This window comes from Roseateles sp. GW821-FHT09B06, from assembly GCF_059418245.1.
In genome coordinates, this window is sequence record NZ_JBWKPM010000003.1 from 1 (window position 1) to 17,748 (window position 17,748).

15 protein-coding genes and 1 pseudogene are annotated in these 17,748 nt (G+C 70.1%); 11 read left to right on the plus strand and 5 right to left on the minus strand.

All coding sequences use genetic code 11. The features are described from left to right. Positions 1-146: 146 nt before the first annotated feature. A complete protein-coding gene (locus tag AC07OQ_RS03330) occupies positions 147-440 on the plus strand; it encodes a hypothetical protein (RefSeq protein ID WP_495051671.1) in 294 nt (97 codons plus the stop codon). A 42-nt stretch (positions 441-482) separates the two neighbouring features. Here AC07OQ_RS03330 and AC07OQ_RS03335 read toward each other — a convergent pair whose 3' ends face one another. Further along, positions 483-1,511, minus strand: coding sequence for a LacI family DNA-binding transcriptional regulator (locus tag AC07OQ_RS03335; RefSeq protein WP_495051672.1), 1,029 nt, complete (start codon positions 1,509-1,511; stop codon positions 483-485). Positions 1,512-1,714: 203 nt separating this feature from the next. Here AC07OQ_RS03335 and AC07OQ_RS03340 point away from each other — a divergent pair, with 203 nt between their 5' ends. From AC07OQ_RS03340 to AC07OQ_RS03370, 7 genes and pseudogenes are all read left to right on the plus strand, one after another. Further along, on the plus strand, positions 1,715-2,863 hold the full coding sequence (locus tag AC07OQ_RS03340) for an L-talarate/galactarate dehydratase (protein WP_495051673.1): 1,149 nt from the start codon (positions 1,715-1,717) through the stop codon (positions 2,861-2,863). Positions 2,864-2,922: 59 nt separating this feature from the next. After that, a complete protein-coding gene (locus tag AC07OQ_RS03345) occupies positions 2,923-3,885 on the plus strand; it encodes a Bug family tripartite tricarboxylate transporter substrate binding protein (RefSeq protein WP_495051674.1) in 963 nt (320 codons plus the stop codon). A 111-nt stretch (positions 3,886-3,996) separates the two neighbouring features. Beyond that, on the plus strand, positions 3,997-5,577 hold the full coding sequence (gene garD / locus AC07OQ_RS03350) for a galactarate dehydratase (protein ID WP_495051675.1): 1,581 nt from the start codon (positions 3,997-3,999) through the stop codon (positions 5,575-5,577). A gap of 64 nt (positions 5,578-5,641) precedes the next feature. Continuing rightward, positions 5,642-5,830: a hypothetical protein gene (locus AC07OQ_RS03355; RefSeq protein WP_495051938.1), complete on the plus strand. Its 189-nt coding sequence runs from the start codon at positions 5,642-5,644 to the stop codon at positions 5,828-5,830. Then, positions 5,818-6,030, plus strand: a pseudogene (locus AC07OQ_RS03360) (SMP-30/gluconolactonase/LRE family protein); the annotation flags it as partial. The gene AC07OQ_RS03355 and the pseudogene AC07OQ_RS03360, both read left to right, overlap by 13 nt. Positions 6,031-6,039: 9 nt before the next feature. After that, positions 6,040-6,180 (plus strand): hypothetical protein, encoded by a 141-nt coding sequence (locus AC07OQ_RS03365; RefSeq protein WP_495051676.1) that lies wholly within the window; start codon positions 6,040-6,042, stop codon positions 6,178-6,180. A gap of 76 nt (positions 6,181-6,256) precedes the next feature. Beyond that, entirely contained in the window at positions 6,257-9,718 is a 3,462-nt protein-coding gene (locus AC07OQ_RS03370; protein ID WP_495051677.1) for a DUF748 domain-containing protein, read from the plus strand. 9 nt (positions 9,719-9,727) lie between these two features. Here AC07OQ_RS03370 and AC07OQ_RS03375 read toward each other — a convergent pair whose 3' ends face one another. Both AC07OQ_RS03375 and AC07OQ_RS03380 read right to left on the minus strand, forming a co-directional pair. Then, complete coding sequence (locus AC07OQ_RS03375; RefSeq protein WP_495051678.1) at positions 9,728-9,979, minus strand: hypothetical protein; 252 nt, start codon at positions 9,977-9,979, stop codon at positions 9,728-9,730. Positions 9,980-10,208: 229 nt separating this feature from the next. Continuing rightward, positions 10,209-10,649, minus strand: coding sequence for a DUF4148 domain-containing protein (locus tag AC07OQ_RS03380; protein ID WP_495051679.1), 441 nt, complete (start codon positions 10,647-10,649; stop codon positions 10,209-10,211). 427 nt (positions 10,650-11,076) lie between these two features. On the opposite strand from AC07OQ_RS03380, the gene AC07OQ_RS03385 reads away from it, so the two are divergent. Further along, positions 11,077-11,454 carry a hypothetical protein gene (locus AC07OQ_RS03385; RefSeq protein WP_495051680.1) on the plus strand — a complete coding sequence of 126 codons (378 nt, stop codon included), beginning with the start codon at positions 11,077-11,079 and terminating at the stop codon, positions 11,452-11,454. Positions 11,455-11,496: 42 nt separating this feature from the next. On the opposite strand, the gene AC07OQ_RS03390 is transcribed toward AC07OQ_RS03385, so the two are convergent. Next, positions 11,497-13,500: an amidohydrolase gene (locus AC07OQ_RS03390; RefSeq protein ID WP_495051681.1), complete on the minus strand. Its 2,004-nt coding sequence runs from the start codon at positions 13,498-13,500 to the stop codon at positions 11,497-11,499. Between the two features lie 374 nt (positions 13,501-13,874). On the opposite strand from AC07OQ_RS03390, the gene AC07OQ_RS03395 reads away from it, so the two are divergent. After that, a complete protein-coding gene (locus tag AC07OQ_RS03395) occupies positions 13,875-14,402 on the plus strand; it encodes an acyloxyacyl hydrolase (protein ID WP_495051682.1) in 528 nt (175 codons plus the stop codon). A gap of 56 nt (positions 14,403-14,458) precedes the next feature. Further along, a complete protein-coding gene (locus AC07OQ_RS03400) occupies positions 14,459-15,742 on the plus strand; it encodes a tetratricopeptide repeat protein (protein WP_495051683.1) in 1,284 nt (427 codons plus the stop codon). A 19-nt stretch (positions 15,743-15,761) separates the two neighbouring features. On the opposite strand, the gene ggt is transcribed toward AC07OQ_RS03400, so the two are convergent. After that, positions 15,762-17,660, minus strand: coding sequence for a gamma-glutamyltransferase (gene ggt, locus AC07OQ_RS03405; RefSeq protein ID WP_495051684.1), 1,899 nt, complete (start codon positions 17,658-17,660; stop codon positions 15,762-15,764). Between the last annotated feature and the right edge of the window lie 88 nt (positions 17,661-17,748).

The following is a 17,748-nucleotide window of genomic DNA, read 5'->3' on the forward strand; positions in this document are numbered from 1 at the left end:
GGACTATGCGCACCTGGCGCCCATCAAGCGCCAGTCGGCCTCGCTGTTCGTCGGACAGCCGGTGTCCCTGCAGTAAGCCCGAGCCTCCCCGGGGCGCGATCGACGCGCTCCGGAATTCTTCAATCCCTTTGCAAGCGGGATAGCCGATGAGCCCGAGCCCCCTGAACAGCACAGCGGTGAATCTGAGCGAAGTGGTGCTGCTGGCCGGAGCGATGAAGGCCGAGGGCTATGCTCCGGCGGACTTCGAGGTCATCGAAGATCGCGAGCCGGACCTCAGCGTGCTGCTGGGTTTGCCCGACCACCTGCTGACCCTGCGCCGCAAGTCCACCGGTCATGAGCGGCTGTACACCATCCGGCCGGGCGCACCCTGGCTGTTCAAGGCCTTTGCCGATCTCAGCGCGCGGCGTTTCGGGCCGCCCGTATCGCCCATCTTGCCCTGAGCGCCTGCCACCACCCGCGTGGCCGCGCCTGGCTCGCCGCCGTCATGACCGGAAGCGCGGCTCGCCTGCCGGAGCCGCAGCGGTCGATGCCCGCTCGATGATGCGAAAGCCGACGTCGATGATGCGCTGATCGACGGTCTCGCCGCGACAGCGGGCGATGATCAGTTCGGCCGCATGCTGGCCGATGGCCGCGCCGTCGATATGCACGGTGCTCAGTGAAGGCTCCAGATGGGCCGAGAACTCGGCACCGCCAAAACCGAACACGGCCAGGTCCTCCGGCACCCGTATCCCGCGCGAGTGCGCCTCGGTGAGCACGCCCTCGGCCAGGCCGTCCGAGCTACAGAAGACGGCCCGCAGCCCCGGGTCGAGCCGCAGCAGTTCGCTCAGGGCGCGCCGCCCATGCGGCACGCCGGTGGGCGGCTTGACGGTGGCGGTCGGCACGTCGCGCCCCAGGGTCGAGACGAAGCCCTCGCGCCGCAGGCCGGCGCGCTGGTCGTCGGCCGTGGCCAGGCCGACGCGCTGCCAGCCCTTGCTGAGGAAATAGCCGGCCACGGCGCTGCCGACCTTCATATGCGAGAAGCCGACCACCGAGTCGAGCGGCCGCTCGGTCATGTCCCAGGTCTCGACCACCGGGATGCCCAGGCGGCTCAGGCGCCGCGCCGCCTCGCCATGCTGCAGCAGGCCGGCCACCACGATGCCGTCGACGCGGCGGCCGATCATGGTGTTGAGCAGAGCCGCCTCGCGCCCATGGTCGTAGCCGGTCTGGCCGAGGATCAGCTGGTAGCCGGCCCGATCCAGGGCCTCGGTCAGGGTCTGGATGGTCGGCAGGAACTGCGGTACCGAGATCACCGGCACCAGGGCCGCCACGGTCATGCTGCGCTTGGACTTGAGTCCGCCGGCCAGCAGATTGGGGATGTAGCCGGTGCTCTCGATCGCCTGCATCACCTTGGCCAGCGTGGCCTCGGAGACCCGCTCGGGGCTGCTCAGCGCTCGCGAGGCCGTCATCGGGGAGACACCGGCGCTGCGGGCCACATCGTGGAGGGTGACGGACTTGGGGTGAGCGCTGGACATGGAGGAGGGCGAGGGTGGCAGTCGGGGAGCGGGGCGGCGCCAAGGTGCGGATGCCCCGGTGGCGATTGTCGGGCTTTACAAACACGGGTTTGACGACTCCGATTTGTTAACGTTAACATTTGCCAAACAAGGCCCGAGACAAGCACGCAACCAGGCATAGGTGATAACACCGATCTTGGTGGTGTCACAATGGTAGCGTTCACATGACCCAAGCCCACAGCTCCGGTGGCGATCGCATCGCCTGGATCCGCCTGTCTTCCTGCTACCTGCCGCTCGCCACGCCGATCAGCGACGCCAAGGTGCTGACCGGCCGGCAGAAGCCGATGACCGAGATCGCGATGCTGTTCGCCGAGATCCGCACGGCGGACGGGCATGAAGGCCTGGGCTTCAGCTATGCCAAGCGCGCCGGCGGGCCCGCTCAGTTTGCGCATGCCAGGGAGCTGGCACCGTCCCTGATCGGGGAAGACCCGAGCGACATCGCCAAGCTCTGGAACAAGCTGTGCTGGGCGGGCGCGTCGGTGGGCCGCAGCGGCCTGTCGACCCAGGCCATCGGGGCCTTCGACGTCGCGCTCTATGACCTGAAGGCCAAGCGGGCCGGGCTGTCGCTGGCCAAGCTGCTGGGCGCGCACCGCGACTCGGTGGCCTGCTACAACACCTCCGGCGGCTTTCTCCACACGCCGCTGGAGCAACTGCTGGTCAATGCCGCGGCCTCCGTCGAACGCGGCATCGGCGGCATCAAGCTGAAGGTGGGCCAGCCCGATGGCGCGCTCGACATCCGGCGCGTCGAGGCGGTGCGGCGCCATCTGGGCGACGGCGTGCCGCTGATGGTGGATGCCAACCAGCAATGGAGCCGCGCCTCGGCGCAGCGCATGTGCCGCGTGTTCGAGCAGTTCCAGCTGGTCTGGATCGAGGAGCCGCTCGACGCCTACGACCACGAGGGTCATGCCGCGCTGGCCGCCCAGTTCGACACGCCCATCGCCACCGGCGAGATGCTGACCAGCGCGCTGGAGCATGGCGAGCTGATCCGCCACCGCGCCGCGGATTACCTGATGCCGGACGCGCCGCGCGTCGGCGGCATCACGCCCTTCCTGAAGATCGCCGCGCAGGCCGAGCATGCGGGCCTGATGCTGGCACCGCACTTCGCGATGGAGCTGCATGTGCATCTGGGCGCCTGCTACCCGACCGAACCCTGGGTCGAGCATTTCGATTGGCTCGAACCCCTGTTCAACGAGCGCCTCGAGATCCGGGACGGCCGCATGCTGGTGCCGACGCGGCCCGGCCTGGGCGTCTCCTTGAGCGAGCAGGCTCGCACCTGGGTCCGCGAGCGGTGCGAGGTCGGCAAGCAGCCCTGACCCCGCCTCGAATCCGTCCACCCGCCCACCCGCCGTACAACAACACCCGGAGACAAGACATGCATCGAATCATCGCCACCCTGACCCTCGGACTCGCCACCGCGGCCGGCGCCTTCGCGCAGACCTGGCCCACCAAGCCCGTCACCCTGCTGGTGCCCTTCCCGCCGGGCGGCTCCACCGACATGATCGCCCGCACCCTGGGGCCGAAGCTGCAGGAGAAGCTCGGCGGCAGCTTCATCGTCGACAACAAGGCCGGCGCCGGCGGCACGGTCGGCGCCGCCACGGCCAAGCGCGCGGCGCCGGACGGCTACACGGTCTTCGTCTCGTCGCTCGGCCCCTTCGTGATCGGCCCGCACCTGATCAAGAACGCCGGCTACGACGCGCTGAAGGACTTCGACTACCTGACGGTGGCCGTGCAGGCCCCCAATGTGCTGGCGGTGCCGGCCAGCTCGCCCCACAAGACCTTCGCCGAACTGCTGGCCTTCATCAAGGCCAACCCGGACAAGATGACCTTCGCCTCGGCCGGCAACGGCACCTCCGACCATCTGACCGCCGAGCTGTTCTGGCAGGAGACCGGCACCCGCGCCACCCATATTCCCTACAAGGGCGGCGCGCCGGCCATGTCCGACCTGCTGGGCGGGCAGGTGGACGCCACCTTCATGAACATCAACACCGGGCTGCCCAATATCAGAGCCGGCAAGCTGCGCGCGCTGGCCATCACCAGCGCCAAGCGCTCGCCGCTGCTGCCCGAGGTACCGACGATGGAGGAACTCGGCCACAAGGGCGTGACGGTCTATTCCTGGCAGGCCTTCGCCGCGCCCAAGGGCCTGCCGGCCGATATCAAGACCAAGCTGCACGGCGCCCTGGTCGCCGGCCTGAACGACCCGCAGGTCAAGCCCAAGCTGCTGGAGCTGGGTTTCGAGATCGTCGGCAACACGCCCGAGCAGTTCACCGCCTTCCAGGCCGCCGAGTTCGCGCGCTGGAAGAAGGTGATCGAGGTGGGCAAGATCACCGCCGACTGAAAAGACCACCCCCTACGGCCTTCGGCCGCCCCCTCAAGGAGGCACGCCCGTAGGACCGGCGGAGCCGGATCCGCGGGCGTCGCTTGGGAATACAGCTGTTGAGAACACATCATGACTGCTAGTACGCCGCTCTATATCAAGATGCACGAGGCCGACAATGTCGCCATCGTCGCCAACGAGGGTGGGCTGGATGCCGGCAGCCGTTTCCCGGATGGGCTGACCCTGGTCGACCGCGTGCCGCAGGGCCACAAGGTCGCGCTGACGGACCTGGCCGCGGGCGCCGCGGTGCGGCGCTACAACGTCGTGATCGGCCGCGTGATCAAGCCCGTGCCGGCCGGCAGCTGGATCCACGAGCGCCTCTTGGAGATGCCCGAGGCGCGCGCACTGGACGGGCTGCCGATCGCCACGGTCCGGCGCGCGCCGCTCGAAGCCCTGGAGGGCTATACCTTCGAGGGCTACCGCAATGCCGATGGCACGGTGGGCACGCGCAACATCCTGGCGATCACGCAGACCGTGCAATGCGTGGCCGGCGTCGTGGACTTCGCGGTCCGGCGCATCAAGGCCGAGCTGCTGCCGAACTATCCGAACGTCGACGACGTGGTCGGGCTGGAGCATGGCTATGGTTGCGGGGTCGCGATCGACGCACCGGACGCGGTCATTCCGATCCGCACCTTGCGCAACATCACGCTGAACCCCAACTTCGGCAACGAGGTGATGGTGGTCAGCCTGGGCTGCGAGAAGCTGCAGCCCGAGCGCCTGCTGCCGCCGGGCAGCTTCGCGATCGCGCCGGACCAGGGCGAAGAGCCACAAGGGATCGGTGCCGACGTGGTGTGCCTGCAGGACGGCGCGCATGTCGGCTTCATGTCGATGATCGAATCGATCATGCGCACCGCCGAGCAGCACCTGCAGCGCCTGAATGCGCGCCGCCGCGAGACCGTGCCGGCCAGCGCGCTGGTGGTGGGCGTGCAATGCGGCGGCAGCGATGCCTTCAGCGGCGTGACCGCCAACCCGGCCGTGGGCTTCTGCACCGACCTGCTGGTGCGCGCCGGCGCCACCGTGATGTTCTCCGAGGTCACCGAGGTGCGCGACGGCATCGACCAGCTGACCGCGCGCGCCGCCAGCCCCGAGATCGCCGAGGCGATGATCCGCGAGATGGCCTGGTACGACGCCTACCTGAAGCGCGGCAGCGCCGACCGCAGCGCCAACACCACGCCCGGCAACAAGAAGGGCGGCCTGTCCAATATCGTCGAGAAGGCCATGGGCTCGATCGTCAAGAGCGGCAGCGCGCCGATCGGCGGCGTGCTCTCGCCCGGCGAGAAGCTCAGCGACCGCGGCATCCGCAGCGGCCTGGTCTACACCGCCACGCCGGCCAGCGACTTCATCTGCGGCACCCTGCAGCTGGCCGCCGGCATGAATCTGCATGTGTTCACCACCGGCCGCGGCACGCCCTATGGCCTGGCCGAGGTGCCGGTCATCAAGGTGGCGACCCGCAGCGAGCTGGCGCGCCGCTGGCATGACCTGATGGACATCAACGCCGGCCGCATCGCCGACGGCGAGGCCTCGATCGAGGAGCTCGGCTGGGAGATGTTCCGCTTGATGCTGGACGTGGCGAGCGGCCGCAGGAAGACCTGGGCCGAGCGGTGGCAGCTGCACAACGCCCTGGTGCTGTTCAATCCCGCGCCGATTACCTGAGCGCCGGTGCGCCTGCCCGGGCCGCCCGCGGCGGCCCGTTCTTCGCCAGCACCACAAGACCCGCATGACGAAGAGAATCCCGATCGCGGCCCGCCGCGGCTTCCTGAAGACGGCGGCCGGCAGCAGCCTGGCCGGCCTGCCGCCCGGCGCCTGGGCCCAGGCCTTCGATTTCAAGCCCAACCAGCGCCACCCCGACCCGGCGGTCCTGATCCTGGACCCGAGCTTCGCGAAGTACCGCATCTACACGGCGTGATGGTGTTCGGCCCGCAGGGCAAGCCGCTCGCCTTCATCCGCCTGCCGGAGCGCTGCGCGAACCTCTGCTTCGGTGGCCCGAAGAACAACCGGGTCTATATGGCCAGCTGCCATTCGCTGTACGCCATGTACTTCGAGACGCATGGCGCGGACAGAACCGGCCCGGGCCCACTTGCCGGCAGGCCCCTCATTCGGCCCTAACATGGCGGCATGAAGACCATCTATATCTTTGGCGCCATCCTGGCCTGCAGCGTCGTCGGCGCCCTGATCGGCAGCCGTTCCATGAAGACCGTGCTGCTGGTGGGCTCCGGCGGCCTCTCCCTCTACGGACTGTTGCGCCTGCTGGGCTGAACCGGCGGCCGCCACGGGCGACGCGCTTTTCTATACTGGAGCGACCGACCCAGCCTTCCAGAGGAACCGCCTTCCCATGCTTGCGCGCCTCCGCCGTGCCCTCCTCAGCCTGCCCGCCCGGATTGTTGCAGGGCTTTACCTGCTCTATCTGCTGCTGGGCTGGTTCGCCTTCGATCCGCTGCTGCGCTGGGGGCTGCCCAAGCTGGTGGGCGAGCGCAGCGGCTACCGCTTGACGATCGAGCGAGCGCGCTTCAATCCTTTCGGCCTGACGGTCGAGCTGCAGGGCGTGGCGCTGCAGGAGCCGCAGGGCAAGCCGCTGCTGGCGCTGCAGCGCCTGTTCGCCGACTTCGAACTGGCGAGCCTGCCGCGCCGCGCCTATGTCTTCGACCAGCTGCAACTCGAGCGCCCGGCGGTGCAACTGGAGCTGCTGGCCGACGGCAGGCTCAACTGGCTGAATTTTCTTGCGGCGCTGGCCGGCCCGTCTACCGAGCCGCCGCCGGCGGCCGAGCAAGACCTGACCCGCCTGGTGGTGCGCCATTTCGCGCTGGCGCAGGGTCGCGTCGACTTCGCCGACCGCCAGGTGGCCGGCGGCTTCGAGACCCGCCTCGATCCGCTCGACTTCGAACTGCACGAGCTGTCCACCCTGCCCGAGGACAAGGGCCAGCACACGCTGGCCGCCCGCCTGGGCGCGGACGCCGTGCTGCGCTGGAAGGGCGAGCTGGCACTGAACCCGTTGCGCGCCAACGGCGAGTTCGTGCTGAACAATCTGGGGCTGGAGCGCTTGTGGCCCTATCTGCGCGACCATCTGAACATGGCGCCGCCGCAGGGCAAGGCCTCGCTGAGCTTCGGCTACCGGGCCAGCTATGCGAACGAGCGCCTGGACCTGCAGCTGGATCGGCTGGAAGCGGGGCTGCAGGGCCTGGCGCTGCGTGGCAAGGACGATGCCGAGCCGGCCCTGCGCCTCGATGCGCTGACAATTGCCGGCGGCCAGCTGGATCTGGAGCAGCGCCGCCTGAGCTTGCAGAGCATTGCGCTGCGCGGCGGCCGCATCGCCGCGGCGCGTGGTGTCGATGGGCGCATCGACCTGCAGGACTGGTTGCGGCCGTCCGCGCCGGCCGCCGCCGCGCCACCCGCCCAGCCGGCGGCCGCGCGGCCCTGGGCCTTGGCCGTGCAGCAGGCCAGCGTCGACGGCCTGGCCCTGCGCTATCTGGACCGCGGCTTCAAGCAGCCGCTGACGGCCGAGGTCGGCGCGTTCAAGCTGGGGCTCAAGGTCGAGGGGCTGGTCGGCGGCCGCGAGGCGCCGGACCTGCGGCTGCAGGACCTGCGCGCCGAGGCCAGCGCGCTCAAACTGCGTTCCGGCAGCACGGCCCAGCCCTGGCTGGAACTCGGCTCGGCGCTGCTGGAGGAGGGCCAGCTGAAGCTGGCCGCGCGCGAGGCCAGCCTGGGCCGCGTGCTGCTGAGCGGCGGCACCCTGAACGCGCTGCGTGATGCGAGCGGCCAGCTGTCGCTGCCGGCGGCGCTGCAGGCGCAGGGCGCTGTCGGGGTTCCCGAGCCCGATAGTGCCAAGAATGCCAAGGAGCAGGCCTGGCGCTACCGTCTCGGCAAGTTCGAACTCAGCCAATGGCGGGTCGGGCTGCGCGACGAGAGCAGCCAGCCCGCCGCCACGCTGAACCTGCAGAACATCCAGGCCAGCGCCGAAGGGCTGAGCGAGGATGCCAAGGCCGCCGTGCCGCTGCGGCTGAGCCTGGACGTGCAGGAGGGCGGGCGGCTCGAGCTGAGCGGCAAGGCCGTGCCGGCCGCCCCATCGGCCGACCTGCGCCTGAAGCTGCAGGGCCTGGCGCTGGCGCCGGCCGGCCCGCAACTGGCGGCGGTCTCCGATCTCAAGCTGGCGCGCGGCCAGGCCGATCTGGACGGGCGCCTGCTCTATGCCAAGGGCGAGCCCAGCTTCGAGGGCAGCTTCGCGCTGCGCGATCTGCTGATCACCCAGAACCAGGAGCGTTTCCTGGCCTGGAAGCGCCTGTCCAGCCGCCGGCTGTCGGTCGACCTGCATGGTCTGAAGGCCGGCGTCGTGGAGCTGGACGGCCTGGGCGCCAAGCTGATCATCGCCAAGGACCGCACGCTCAATGTGGTCAAGGCCTTCCATCCGCGCGCGGGCGCGAGCGCCCCGGCGGCCAAGACCCCCGCGTCGGCCGGTGCGCCCCCCTACCGCGTCGACGTGGCGCGCGTGCGCTTCGACGGCGGCGAGATGGACTTTGCCGACCTCTCGCTGGCCTTGCCCTTCGGCACGCATATCCATCAGCTGAAGGGCTATATCGTCGGCCTGTCCACCCAGCCCGGCAACCAGGCCCGGGTGGAGCTGGGCGGACAGGTGGACGAGTACGGCCTGGCCAGCGCCGCCGGCACCCTGAACCCGGCCGATCCCACCGACGCGATGGACCTGAAGGTGCAGTTCAAGAATGTCGAGATGACCTCGCTGACGCCCTATTCGGCCACCTTCGCCGGGCGCCGCATCGACTCGGGCAAGCTCTCGCTGAATCTCGACTACAAGCTGCAGTCGCGCCAGCTCAAGGGCGAGAACCAGATCATCATGGACAAGCTCAAGCTGGGCGAGCGCGTGCCCGGCTCCGATGCGCCCAGCCTGCCGCTGGACCTGGCGGTGTCGCTGCTGGAGGACTCCGACGGCCGCATCGACCTGGGCCTGCCGGTGTCCGGCAGCCTGGACGATCCGCAGTTCAGCATCGGCGGCGTCGTCTGGAAGGCCTTCACCGGCCTGCTGACGAAGATCGTCACCGCGCCCTTCCGCGCCATCGGCGCCCTGCTGGGCGGTGGCGGCGACACGGACAAGCTGGCCGACATCCAGTTCGCCGCCGGCGACGAAGGCCTGCAGCCGCCCGAGCGCGAGAAGCTCGACCAGCTGGCCAAGGCCCTGGGCCAGCGGCCCGGTTTGGCCCTGGAGGTGGCGGGGGCCTACGACCCGGCGGCCGACAAGGCGGCGCTGCAGGACCTGAGCCTGCGGCGTGCCTATGCCAAGCAGCGTGGCCGCGAGGTCGGCGCGGAGCGCGACCCCGGTCCGGTCGGCACGCGCCAGCCCGAGGCACAGAAGGCGCTGGAAGCCCTGTTCGTGCAGCGTTTCGGCGCGGCGGCGCTGGAGCAGCTGCGCGTCCGCTACCGCCAGGCCAATCCCGATGTGAACAAGCCCGGTGTGGCCGCGGCGGCGCTGGACAAGGTCAAGACCCTGTTCAAGGCCGCTCCGCCACCGCTCAGCGAGGAAGAGGCGGCGCGCCTGCGTGGCGCCGATCTGCATGATCTGATCAAGCAGCGCCTGCAGGACAGCGAACCGGTCGCCGAGGCCCAGCTGCAGAGCCTGGCCCAGCAGCGCGCCCAGGGCATCCGGCAGCAGATGCTGACGCGCGGCGTGGCGACGGAGCGCGTGCGCATGCTGACGCCGGAGTCGCGTGCGGCCGAGGGGGCCGCGGTGCATGTCAGGCTCAAGCTGGGAGCGGCCGCCGCGATGCCGGCGGCGGCCGGCAAGCCCTGACCCCGGCGCTCAGTTCAGCAGCGCGTCGCCGCGGCGGTCGAGATACAGGCGCTGCACCCAGCGCGCCGATTGGGCCTGCGCCTCGTCATGGGGGCGGACCTCGTGGCGCAGACCGATCGCCACCCGGCCGGTCCACCAGACCAGCCGGCCCGAGCCGGCCAGCCAGTAGGGGCCGACATGGCCCGGCGGGATCTCCAGGCAGGCGTCCTGGGCATTGTGCTGGAGCCTGCGCGACAGGCCTTCCGCATGAGGGCTGTTCAACCGATTCACCATCATCAGCTCCCGGAGTTGCGTAACAACTGTGCCGCAAGCGCCGGTGCGAATGCTGTCCCCGACTTGGGGGAGCGGGATATTGGCCGGCCGGGCCGATTTCTGAGTCATGATGCGATGAGTCGCCCGCAACGCCCGACATGGCGCTGCCGGGCAAGGACAAAGGCCCGCCGGCAATCTGCCGGCGGGCCTTTCTTTTTGCTCGGGAGAGCGGGCTTGCTCAGCGGGTGCCGGCCAGCAGCTCGTTCGCCGACTGGTTCTGCTTCAGCACAGCCAGCTGGGGATAGTCGGAGTGGTCGCCGTTGCGCAATTGCAGCTCGCCGTTGGCGCGGGCCTGTTGCAGTTCCGCAAACACCTCGGCGCGGCTCTTGGTCGACGTGAAGGCGAGGCTGGGGCCGTAGCTTTCGCTGTCGACGCGCTCCAGTTCACCATTGGCGCGGGCCTGCTTCAGATCGGCCAGCACGGCGCTGCGGCTGGTCTGCGAGCCGCCGGCAGCGATGCCGCGGCCGAAGGCTTCGGGGTTCTCGCTCTGCCACTGGCTCAGCTCGCCGGTGCTGCGGGCACGCTGCAGCTCGGCCACGACCTGCTGGCGGCTCAGGCCATCGGCCATGACGGCACCGGCGGCGATCAGGGACAGGGCAATGACGGTCAGCTTCTTCATGATGATTTCCTTTGGGTTGCGTTGCCGGACCTCGCTTGGGGCTTGCTTGTTGCGCCTTGCGCTGCGTCCATGGGCTCTACTTTGGGCGCTGACCGAGCAAAGAAAAATGCGCTGGGGATCAATGCATCGTTGTGGATTTCGGCATGATCCGGCCCCCCATTCGGACCCTGACCGGACCTGATCCAGGCGCCGGTGACGGCGGGATCGGTGTTCATCGGCGGGTGCGGTCAGGGGCAACAAAGGATGTGGGCGCGAACCATCCAAACTTTCATTTGCTCACCGATGTTCCGGGGCGATACGGGGGCTTCATGGAGCTTTGCCGAGCTTCACCGCCCGGCGGTCGTCGGCGCGTCGGCGGCTGCCGTTGAACGGGGGCGGGGTGGCCGATGCGGCCGGCCGCCAACGGCCACCACAAGGAGTTGCAGCCATGAAGATCGACAGCTACAAGCGTTTCCTGCTCGCCGGGCTTGGCCTGGCGGGCGCCCTGTGCGCCGGCGCCGCCAGCGCCCGCGGCGGCGATGAGGACATCCGCTGGTCCGTCACCATCGGCAGCGACATGCCGGTCTACGGCCACCAGGCGCCGGTCTATCCCCGCTATGCGGCGCCGTATCCGCAGTACCAGCAGCCCACGCGCTGGGACCGCGACGGCGATGGCATCCCGAACCGGCGCGACCGCCTCTACAACCCGGTCTGGGACCGCGATGGCGACGGCGTGCCCAATCGCCATGACCGCTACGACCGCTACGACCGCTACGGCCGCCAGTACGGCCACCACCCCTACGACCACGAAGGCTGGCGCCGCTGATCGCCGCCTCCAGGCGGGGAGGCGCGCAGGTAGGGGTCGGGCCTAAACGAAGCAGCTGCAGCCCAGGGCGCCCCAGAAGGCGCCCGTCTCGGGCCCGCGGCTCTGCGCCGCGCTGGCAACCGCCAGATGGTCATGCCCATGCAGGCCACAGGCGCTGGCGCAGGCGCACATGGCCGCATAGTGGTAGCGCCGCTCCCGCTCGCTGGCGCCGACGGCCGCGCTCTTGCGCGCCTGGTAGCCGCCGTAGCGGCGTACCGGCGACCAGTCCGGTGCGGCCGGTGGCAGCGCCGGGGCCAGGGTCTCGTAGGCGCCGCTGCCATGCACCGGCTTGCCGGCGACGACGGTCAGCACCGATGTGATGTCCTGGATCTGGTCCTCGGCCACCGTCAGATAGTCGCGGTCCAGCACCGCCAGATCGCCGAAGGAGCCGGGCTTGAGCACGCCCTTCTTGCCGCTCTCGCGCGAGAACCAGGCGCCGTCGGCCGTCATCAGCTTCAGCGCGGCGATGCGGTCCAGGCGGCGCTCCTCCGGGTACAGCACCGCGCCACCGATGGTGCGGCCCGACACCAGCCAATAAAGCGCCTGCCAGGGGTTGTAGCTGTTGACGCGCGTCGCGTCGGTGCCCAGGGTCACGGGCAGGCCCATCTCCAGCATGCGCTTTACCGGCGGGGTCTCGGCCGTGGCCTTCAGGCCATAGCGGCGGATGAAGTACTCACCCTGCATCGACATGCGGTTCTGGATCGCGATGCCGCCGCCCAGCTTTTTGATGCGCTCAAGATTGGCCGGGCTGACCGTCTCGCAATGGTCGAAGAACCAGCCCAGCTTGTCGATCGGCAGCTCGCGATGCACCTTCTCGAACACGTCCAGCGCGCGCGACACGGTCTGGTCGTAGGTCGCATGCATGCGCCAGGGCCAGCCGTTGCCGGCCAGGAAGCGCACCACGCCCTCCAGATCGTTCTCCATCGCGGCCGGCATCTCGGGCCGGGGCATCAGGAAGTCCTCGAAGTCGGCGGCCGAGAAGGCCAGCATCTCGCCGGCGCCGTTGAGCTTGTAGAAGTCCGTGCCGTCGCCGGGCCGGCCCATCTTGGCCCAGCGCTGGAAATCGGCCAGCTCCTGCTTGGCCTTCTGCGGGAACAGGTTGTAGGCGATGCGCACCGTCAGCCGGCCTTCCTTGGCCAGCTTGTCGATGATGCCGTAGTCCTCGGGGTAGTTCTGGAAGCCGCCACCGGCATCTCCCACCGAGGTCACGCCCAGGCGGTTCTCCTCGCGCATGAAATGCAGGGTCGAGTTCAGCTGCTGCTCGGGATCCAGCTTGGGGCCGAAGTTCAGCGTGTTGTAGAGCACGAAGGCGTTCGGCTCGGCCAGCAGCAGGCCGGTCGGTTCGCCGGTCTTGGCGTCGCGCTCGATGATGGCCCCGGGCGGCTGCGGCGTGTCCTTGGTATAGCCCACCGCGCGCAGCGCCGCGCGGTTCAGGAAGGCCATGTTGTAGAGGTTCAGCACGAACACCGGCGTGTCAGGCGCGGCCGCGTTCAGCTCGGCCAGGGTGGGCATGCGGCGCTCCTCGAACTGGAACTCGTTCCAGCCGCCGACCACCCGCACCCATTGCGGAGACGGTGTGCGCCGGGCCTGCTCGCGCAGCATCTCCAGTGCCGCGCCGAGGCTGCGCACGCCGTCCCAGCGCAGCTCCAGGTTGTAGTTCAGGCCGCCGCGGATGATGTGCATGTGCGAGTCGGTCAGGCCCGGGATCACGCGGCGGCGGGCCAGGTCGACGATGCGCGTGCCGCCGCCGGCCAGCTTGGAGATCTCGGCGTCGCTGCCCACGGCCATCACCACGCCGGCCTTCAGAGCGATCGCCATGGCCTCGGGCCTGCCCGGGTCGAGCGTCGTGATGCGGCCGTTGCGCAGGATCAGCTCGGGCGCACCGCTGCCGGCGGTCTGGGCCAAGGCCGGACCGGCCAGCACCGTCAGGCCGAGGGCCGCGGCGGCTTCGAGGAAGTCACGACGCGGGGGGGTGTCGGGACCTTGGGTGAGCAATGGCTTGAGCATGATGGAGAACCTCGGCGGGCCGGGATGGCCGTTCACGGTTGATCTTGCCGCAGGGCCCCCAGCGCGCCCTACCGTGATCGGTGCAGAGGCGTCTCTCCCGATTGGGGGAGCTGGTGCAAGCCCGCGGGCCCTGGGTCGACACCGACCGCCCTGCGTATCGCCCCGGATGAGAGATTTGTCAATATGGCGTTCCACCGGATACAGGAAGGAGGGGCCTTCGCTGCATGCTCCACCTCAGGGCTCTGCCAAAGAAGGACGCACGGCTCGACCGTGGGGACGGCGCAGGGTTTCGCAGTTTCGCCAACAATGATCAGCGGATCAACGCCGCTGCGCTTATCGTGAAAACGCGTCTTAGCTCTCCTCGATGCCTGGTCTTGGCCCTGCTGCTCGTTGCGGCCCTCCCGGGCCGTGCAGAGGAGCCGGCGCCCTGGCGGCCGCAGACGGTGTTCGCGCAGCTGGGTGTGGCCGAGAGGGCGCAGAGCGTCACCGCCGGCCTGGTCTGGGACTGGGGCTGGCAGCGCGAGCTGGGCTGGGGCCATGTCAGCGGGCATTGGGAGTTGTCGCTGGGGCGTTGGCATAGCGAGGGTGCCCATGGCGGCAGCGCGTGGCTGTTTGACCTCGGGGTGACACCGGCGTTGCGCCTGCGTTCGCCCGGCGGGGCGCCCGGCTGGTTTGTCGAGGCCGGGATCGGCGCTCATCTTCACAGCAACTACTACCGCAACCGCGACAAGCAATTCAGCACCCGCTTCAACTTTGGCGACCACCTGGCCGTGGGCCATGAATGGGGGGCGGGCCGGCAGCAGGAGCTGGCGCTGCGCCTGCAGCATTTCTCCAATGCCGGCATCAGGCGGCCCAACCCGGGCGAGAACTTCCTGCAGCTGCGCTACTCGCGGCGGATCTGAGTCGGCGTGGCGGCCGCGCGCCAAGCTGGGGGCTGGAATCATCACGGGAGACGCCGATGCGCGATGTCCTCGACCTGCCCCTGTCGGGCGGCAATGCTGCGGCGCTCGCCGCGCTGGAGCAAGGCCTGCACGAGTTCCGCTGCTTTCGCGGCGATCCGGTCGCCAGCGTCGAGGCCGCGCTGGCCGCCGCGCCCGACTTGGTGATGGCCCATGTGCTGAAGGCCTGGCTGCTGCTGCTGAGCACCGAGGCGCCGGCGCTGGCGCCGGTGCGCGAGGCGCTGGCCCGGGCGCGCGCGCTGCCGCACAACGGGCGCGAGGCCGCGCATCTGGCGGCGCTCGAGGCGCTCGCCGCGGGGCGCTGGCAGCTCGCCGGCCTGCTGCTGGAGGACCTGAGCATTGCCTGGCCGCTGGACGTGCTGGCGCTGCAGGCCGGTCAGCAGATCGATTTCTTCACCGGCGATGCGCGCATGCTGCGCGACCGCATCGCGCGGGCGCTGCCGGCCTGGTCGGCCGGCATGCCAGGGCGTCATGCGGTGCTGGCCATGCAGGCCTTCGGGCTGGAGGAATGCGGCGACTATGCGCGCGCCGAGCGGCTCGGCCGCGAGGCGGTGGCGCTGGAGCCGCACGACGGCTGGGCCCAGCATGCGGTGGCCCATGTGCTGGAGATGCAGGGCCGGCGCGCCGAGGGCATTGCCTGGATGCGCGGCAACCCGGGCTGGCAGCAGGACAGTTTCCTGGCGGTGCACAACTGGTGGCATCTGGCGCTCTACCACCTGGCCGAGGGCGATGTCGACGCGGTGCTGGCGCTCTACGACGGCCCGATCAAGGGCGGCCGCTCCGAGCTGGTGCTGGAGCTGCTGGACGCCAGCGCCCTGCTGTGGCGCCTGCGGCTGCGTGGCGTGGAGGTCGGGGCGGCGCGCTGGACCGCGCTGGCCGAGCGTTGGGCGCCGCATGCCGGCAGCGCCAACTACGCCTTCAACGACATGCATGCGGCGATGGCCTTTGCCGGCGCCGGCCGTGCCGATCTGGTGCGCGAGCTGCGCGCCGCCCAGCAGCGCGGCCTGCGCGAGGACGGCGACAACGCGGCCTTTCTGCGCGAGGTCGGCCGGCCGGCCACCGAGGCGATGCTGGCCTATGCCGAGGGCCGCTACCGCGAGGCCGTGCAGCTGCTGCGGCCGATACGCAGCCATGCGCACCGCTTCGGCGGCAGCCATGCCCAGCGCGACCTGCTGGAGCAGACCCTGATCGCGGCCGCCGAGCGCGGTGGCGAGGCGGGCCTGGCGCAGGCCCTGCGGACGGAGCGGCGCCTGCTGGCCGAGCAGCGCGGACGGCCGCACTAGCGGCCGCGCCGGTGCCGTGTCAGCGCGGCAGGCCGATCACCGTGCCCTCGCGGCGGGCGTCGGCGGCGCCGTACTGCTTGCCGGTCTGGCGGTCGACGATCACCGCCTGCACCGAGCCGATCTCGGTGACGCCCACGGTGTAGCCCAAGCCGCGCAGGCCGTCGAGCGTGGCCTGCGGGAAGCCCGGCTCCACCGAGACCGCGCTGCCGGCCGCGGTGACCGAGAGGCGCGGCGCATCGATCGCGTCCTGGATGCTCATCTTGTGGTCGATCAGGTTCAGCGCGACATTGAACACCGAGTTGATGATGGTCGCCCCGCCGGGCGAGCCGAAGGCGATCAGCGGCCGGCCCTCGGGCGTGAAGATCATCGCCGGCGTCATGCTGCTGCGCGGGCGCTTGCCGGGCTGCACATCGTTGAAGCCGGGTGCGCCGGTGTAGGGGTTGGTGCTCGGCACGGTGTTGAAGTCGGTCAGCTCGTTGTTGAGCAGGAAGCCCAGGCTGCGGAAGCTGCCGTCGGCGCGGCGGTAGCCGGCGAACACGCCGATGCCATGCGAGGACTCGATCGTGTTGGTGTAGCTGACCATATTGCCCCACTTGTCCACCACCGAGAAATGGGTGGTGGTCTCGCCGGGGCCGGTGACCGGCTCGGCCACGGCCATCAGCCGGCCGGGCTCGGTGCCGGCCAGCTCGAAGGGCCGCGGGTCGCCGGGCGCCGGGTTGGGCGTGATGCGGTAGTTGGGCAGGATGGCTGCGCCGCGCTGGCCCACGTAGACGGGATGCAGCAGGCCCTTGGCCGGCACCGGCGCGAAGTCGGAGTCGCCCATCCAGACCGAGCGATCGGCGAAGGCCAGGCGCATCGCCTCGGCCATCACATTGGTGGTCTTCAGCGCGCCGAAGCCGTAGCCCTGGGCAGCGTCGCCGATCGGGAAGCGCTCCAGCATCTTCAGCATCTGGATCAGGGTCAGACCGCCGGAGGAGGGCGGCGACATGGCCTTGATCCGGTAGCCGCGGTACAGGCCCTCGATCGGCGCGCGCAGGGCCGGCTGGTAGGCGGCCAGGTCCGCGTAGTCCATGCTGCCGCCCTTGCCGCCGGGGGCCTGCGGGCGGTTGAACTGCTGGCCCTCGACGATGCCCTTGGCGATGTCGCAGCCCTTGTCGGGCATGTAGAGATAGAAGCAGTCCGGGCCGTGGCTGGCGATCAGGCGGAAGGTCTCGGCCAGCGGCTTGTTCTGCACCAGCGCGCCGACCGTCGGCGGCACGCCGCCGGGGCAGAAATAGTCGGCCGCCTCGGGCGAGTTGGTCGAGCGCGCATTGCAGCTCACGCTGGCATAGCGCGGCGTGGCGGCAAAGCCCTCGTCGGCCAGCCGGATGGCCGGCTGCAGCACCTGGCCCAAGGGCAGCTTGCCATACTGCTGCAGGGCCAGCGCGGTGCCGCGCACCATGCCGGGCACGCCGACGGCCACGCCCTGCAGCGAGGCATTGGGCACGCCGACGAACATGTCCGGCGTGGCGCCGGCCGGCGCCTTCTCGCGGGTGTCGATCGCGAAGGTCTGGCCGGTCCCGGCCAGGTGGATCAGCATGAAGCCGCCGCCGCCGACCCCGGCCGACTGCGGCTCGACCACATTGAGCGCATAGGCGATCGCCACGGCCGCATCGATGGCGTTGCCGCCGCGCTCCAGCATCTGCGCGCCGGCCTCTGCGCCATAGGGGTTGGCCACCGAGACCACGCCCTGGCGGAAGGCCTTGCCGGCCCAGCTGGGCGGCTTGCCCTGGGCCTGGGCGGGCAGCTTGACGCTGCTGGTGACGCCCAGCGTGGCGTCGCCCTCGTCGGCCTGGGCCCAGCCGCTCAGGCCGCAGGCCAGCAGCAGGGCCAGCCGCCGGCGCGATGCCGGTCCCAACGCAAAGCTTGACTTGGACATGCTCGGTCTCCTTGTGATGATGGCCGTCGCCATGGTTGCGCGGCGCGGCTATCGTCACCCGCAGGGCGGGCCGGCGCAAGGCGGGCGG

Coding starts and splice junctions, on each gene's coding strand:
- AC07OQ_RS03330 (WP_495051671.1), top strand. CDS start 147: ATGAGCCCGAGCCCCCTGAACAGCACAGCGGTGAATCTGAGCGAAGTG.
- AC07OQ_RS03335 (WP_495051672.1), bottom strand. CDS start 1,511: ATGTCCAGCGCTCACCCCAAGTCCGTCACCCTCCACGATGTGGCCCGC.
- AC07OQ_RS03340 (WP_495051673.1), top strand. CDS start 1,715: ATGACCCAAGCCCACAGCTCCGGTGGCGATCGCATCGCCTGGATCCGC.
- AC07OQ_RS03345 (WP_495051674.1), top strand. CDS start 2,923: ATGCATCGAATCATCGCCACCCTGACCCTCGGACTCGCCACCGCGGCC.
- garD (WP_495051675.1), top strand. CDS start 3,997: ATGACTGCTAGTACGCCGCTCTATATCAAGATGCACGAGGCCGACAAT.
- AC07OQ_RS03355 (WP_495051938.1), top strand. CDS start 5,642: ATGACGAAGAGAATCCCGATCGCGGCCCGCCGCGGCTTCCTGAAGACG.
- AC07OQ_RS03365 (WP_495051676.1), top strand. CDS start 6,040: ATGAAGACCATCTATATCTTTGGCGCCATCCTGGCCTGCAGCGTCGTC.
- AC07OQ_RS03370 (WP_495051677.1), top strand. CDS start 6,257: ATGCTTGCGCGCCTCCGCCGTGCCCTCCTCAGCCTGCCCGCCCGGATT.
- AC07OQ_RS03380 (WP_495051679.1), bottom strand. CDS start 10,649: ATGAAGAAGCTGACCGTCATTGCCCTGTCCCTGATCGCCGCCGGTGCC.
- AC07OQ_RS03385 (WP_495051680.1), top strand. CDS start 11,077: ATGAAGATCGACAGCTACAAGCGTTTCCTGCTCGCCGGGCTTGGCCTG.
- AC07OQ_RS03390 (WP_495051681.1), bottom strand. CDS start 13,500: ATGCTCAAGCCATTGCTCACCCAAGGTCCCGACACCCCCCCGCGTCGT.
- AC07OQ_RS03400 (WP_495051683.1), top strand. CDS start 14,459: ATGCGCGATGTCCTCGACCTGCCCCTGTCGGGCGGCAATGCTGCGGCG.
- ggt (WP_495051684.1), bottom strand. CDS start 17,660: ATGTCCAAGTCAAGCTTTGCGTTGGGACCGGCATCGCGCCGGCGGCTG.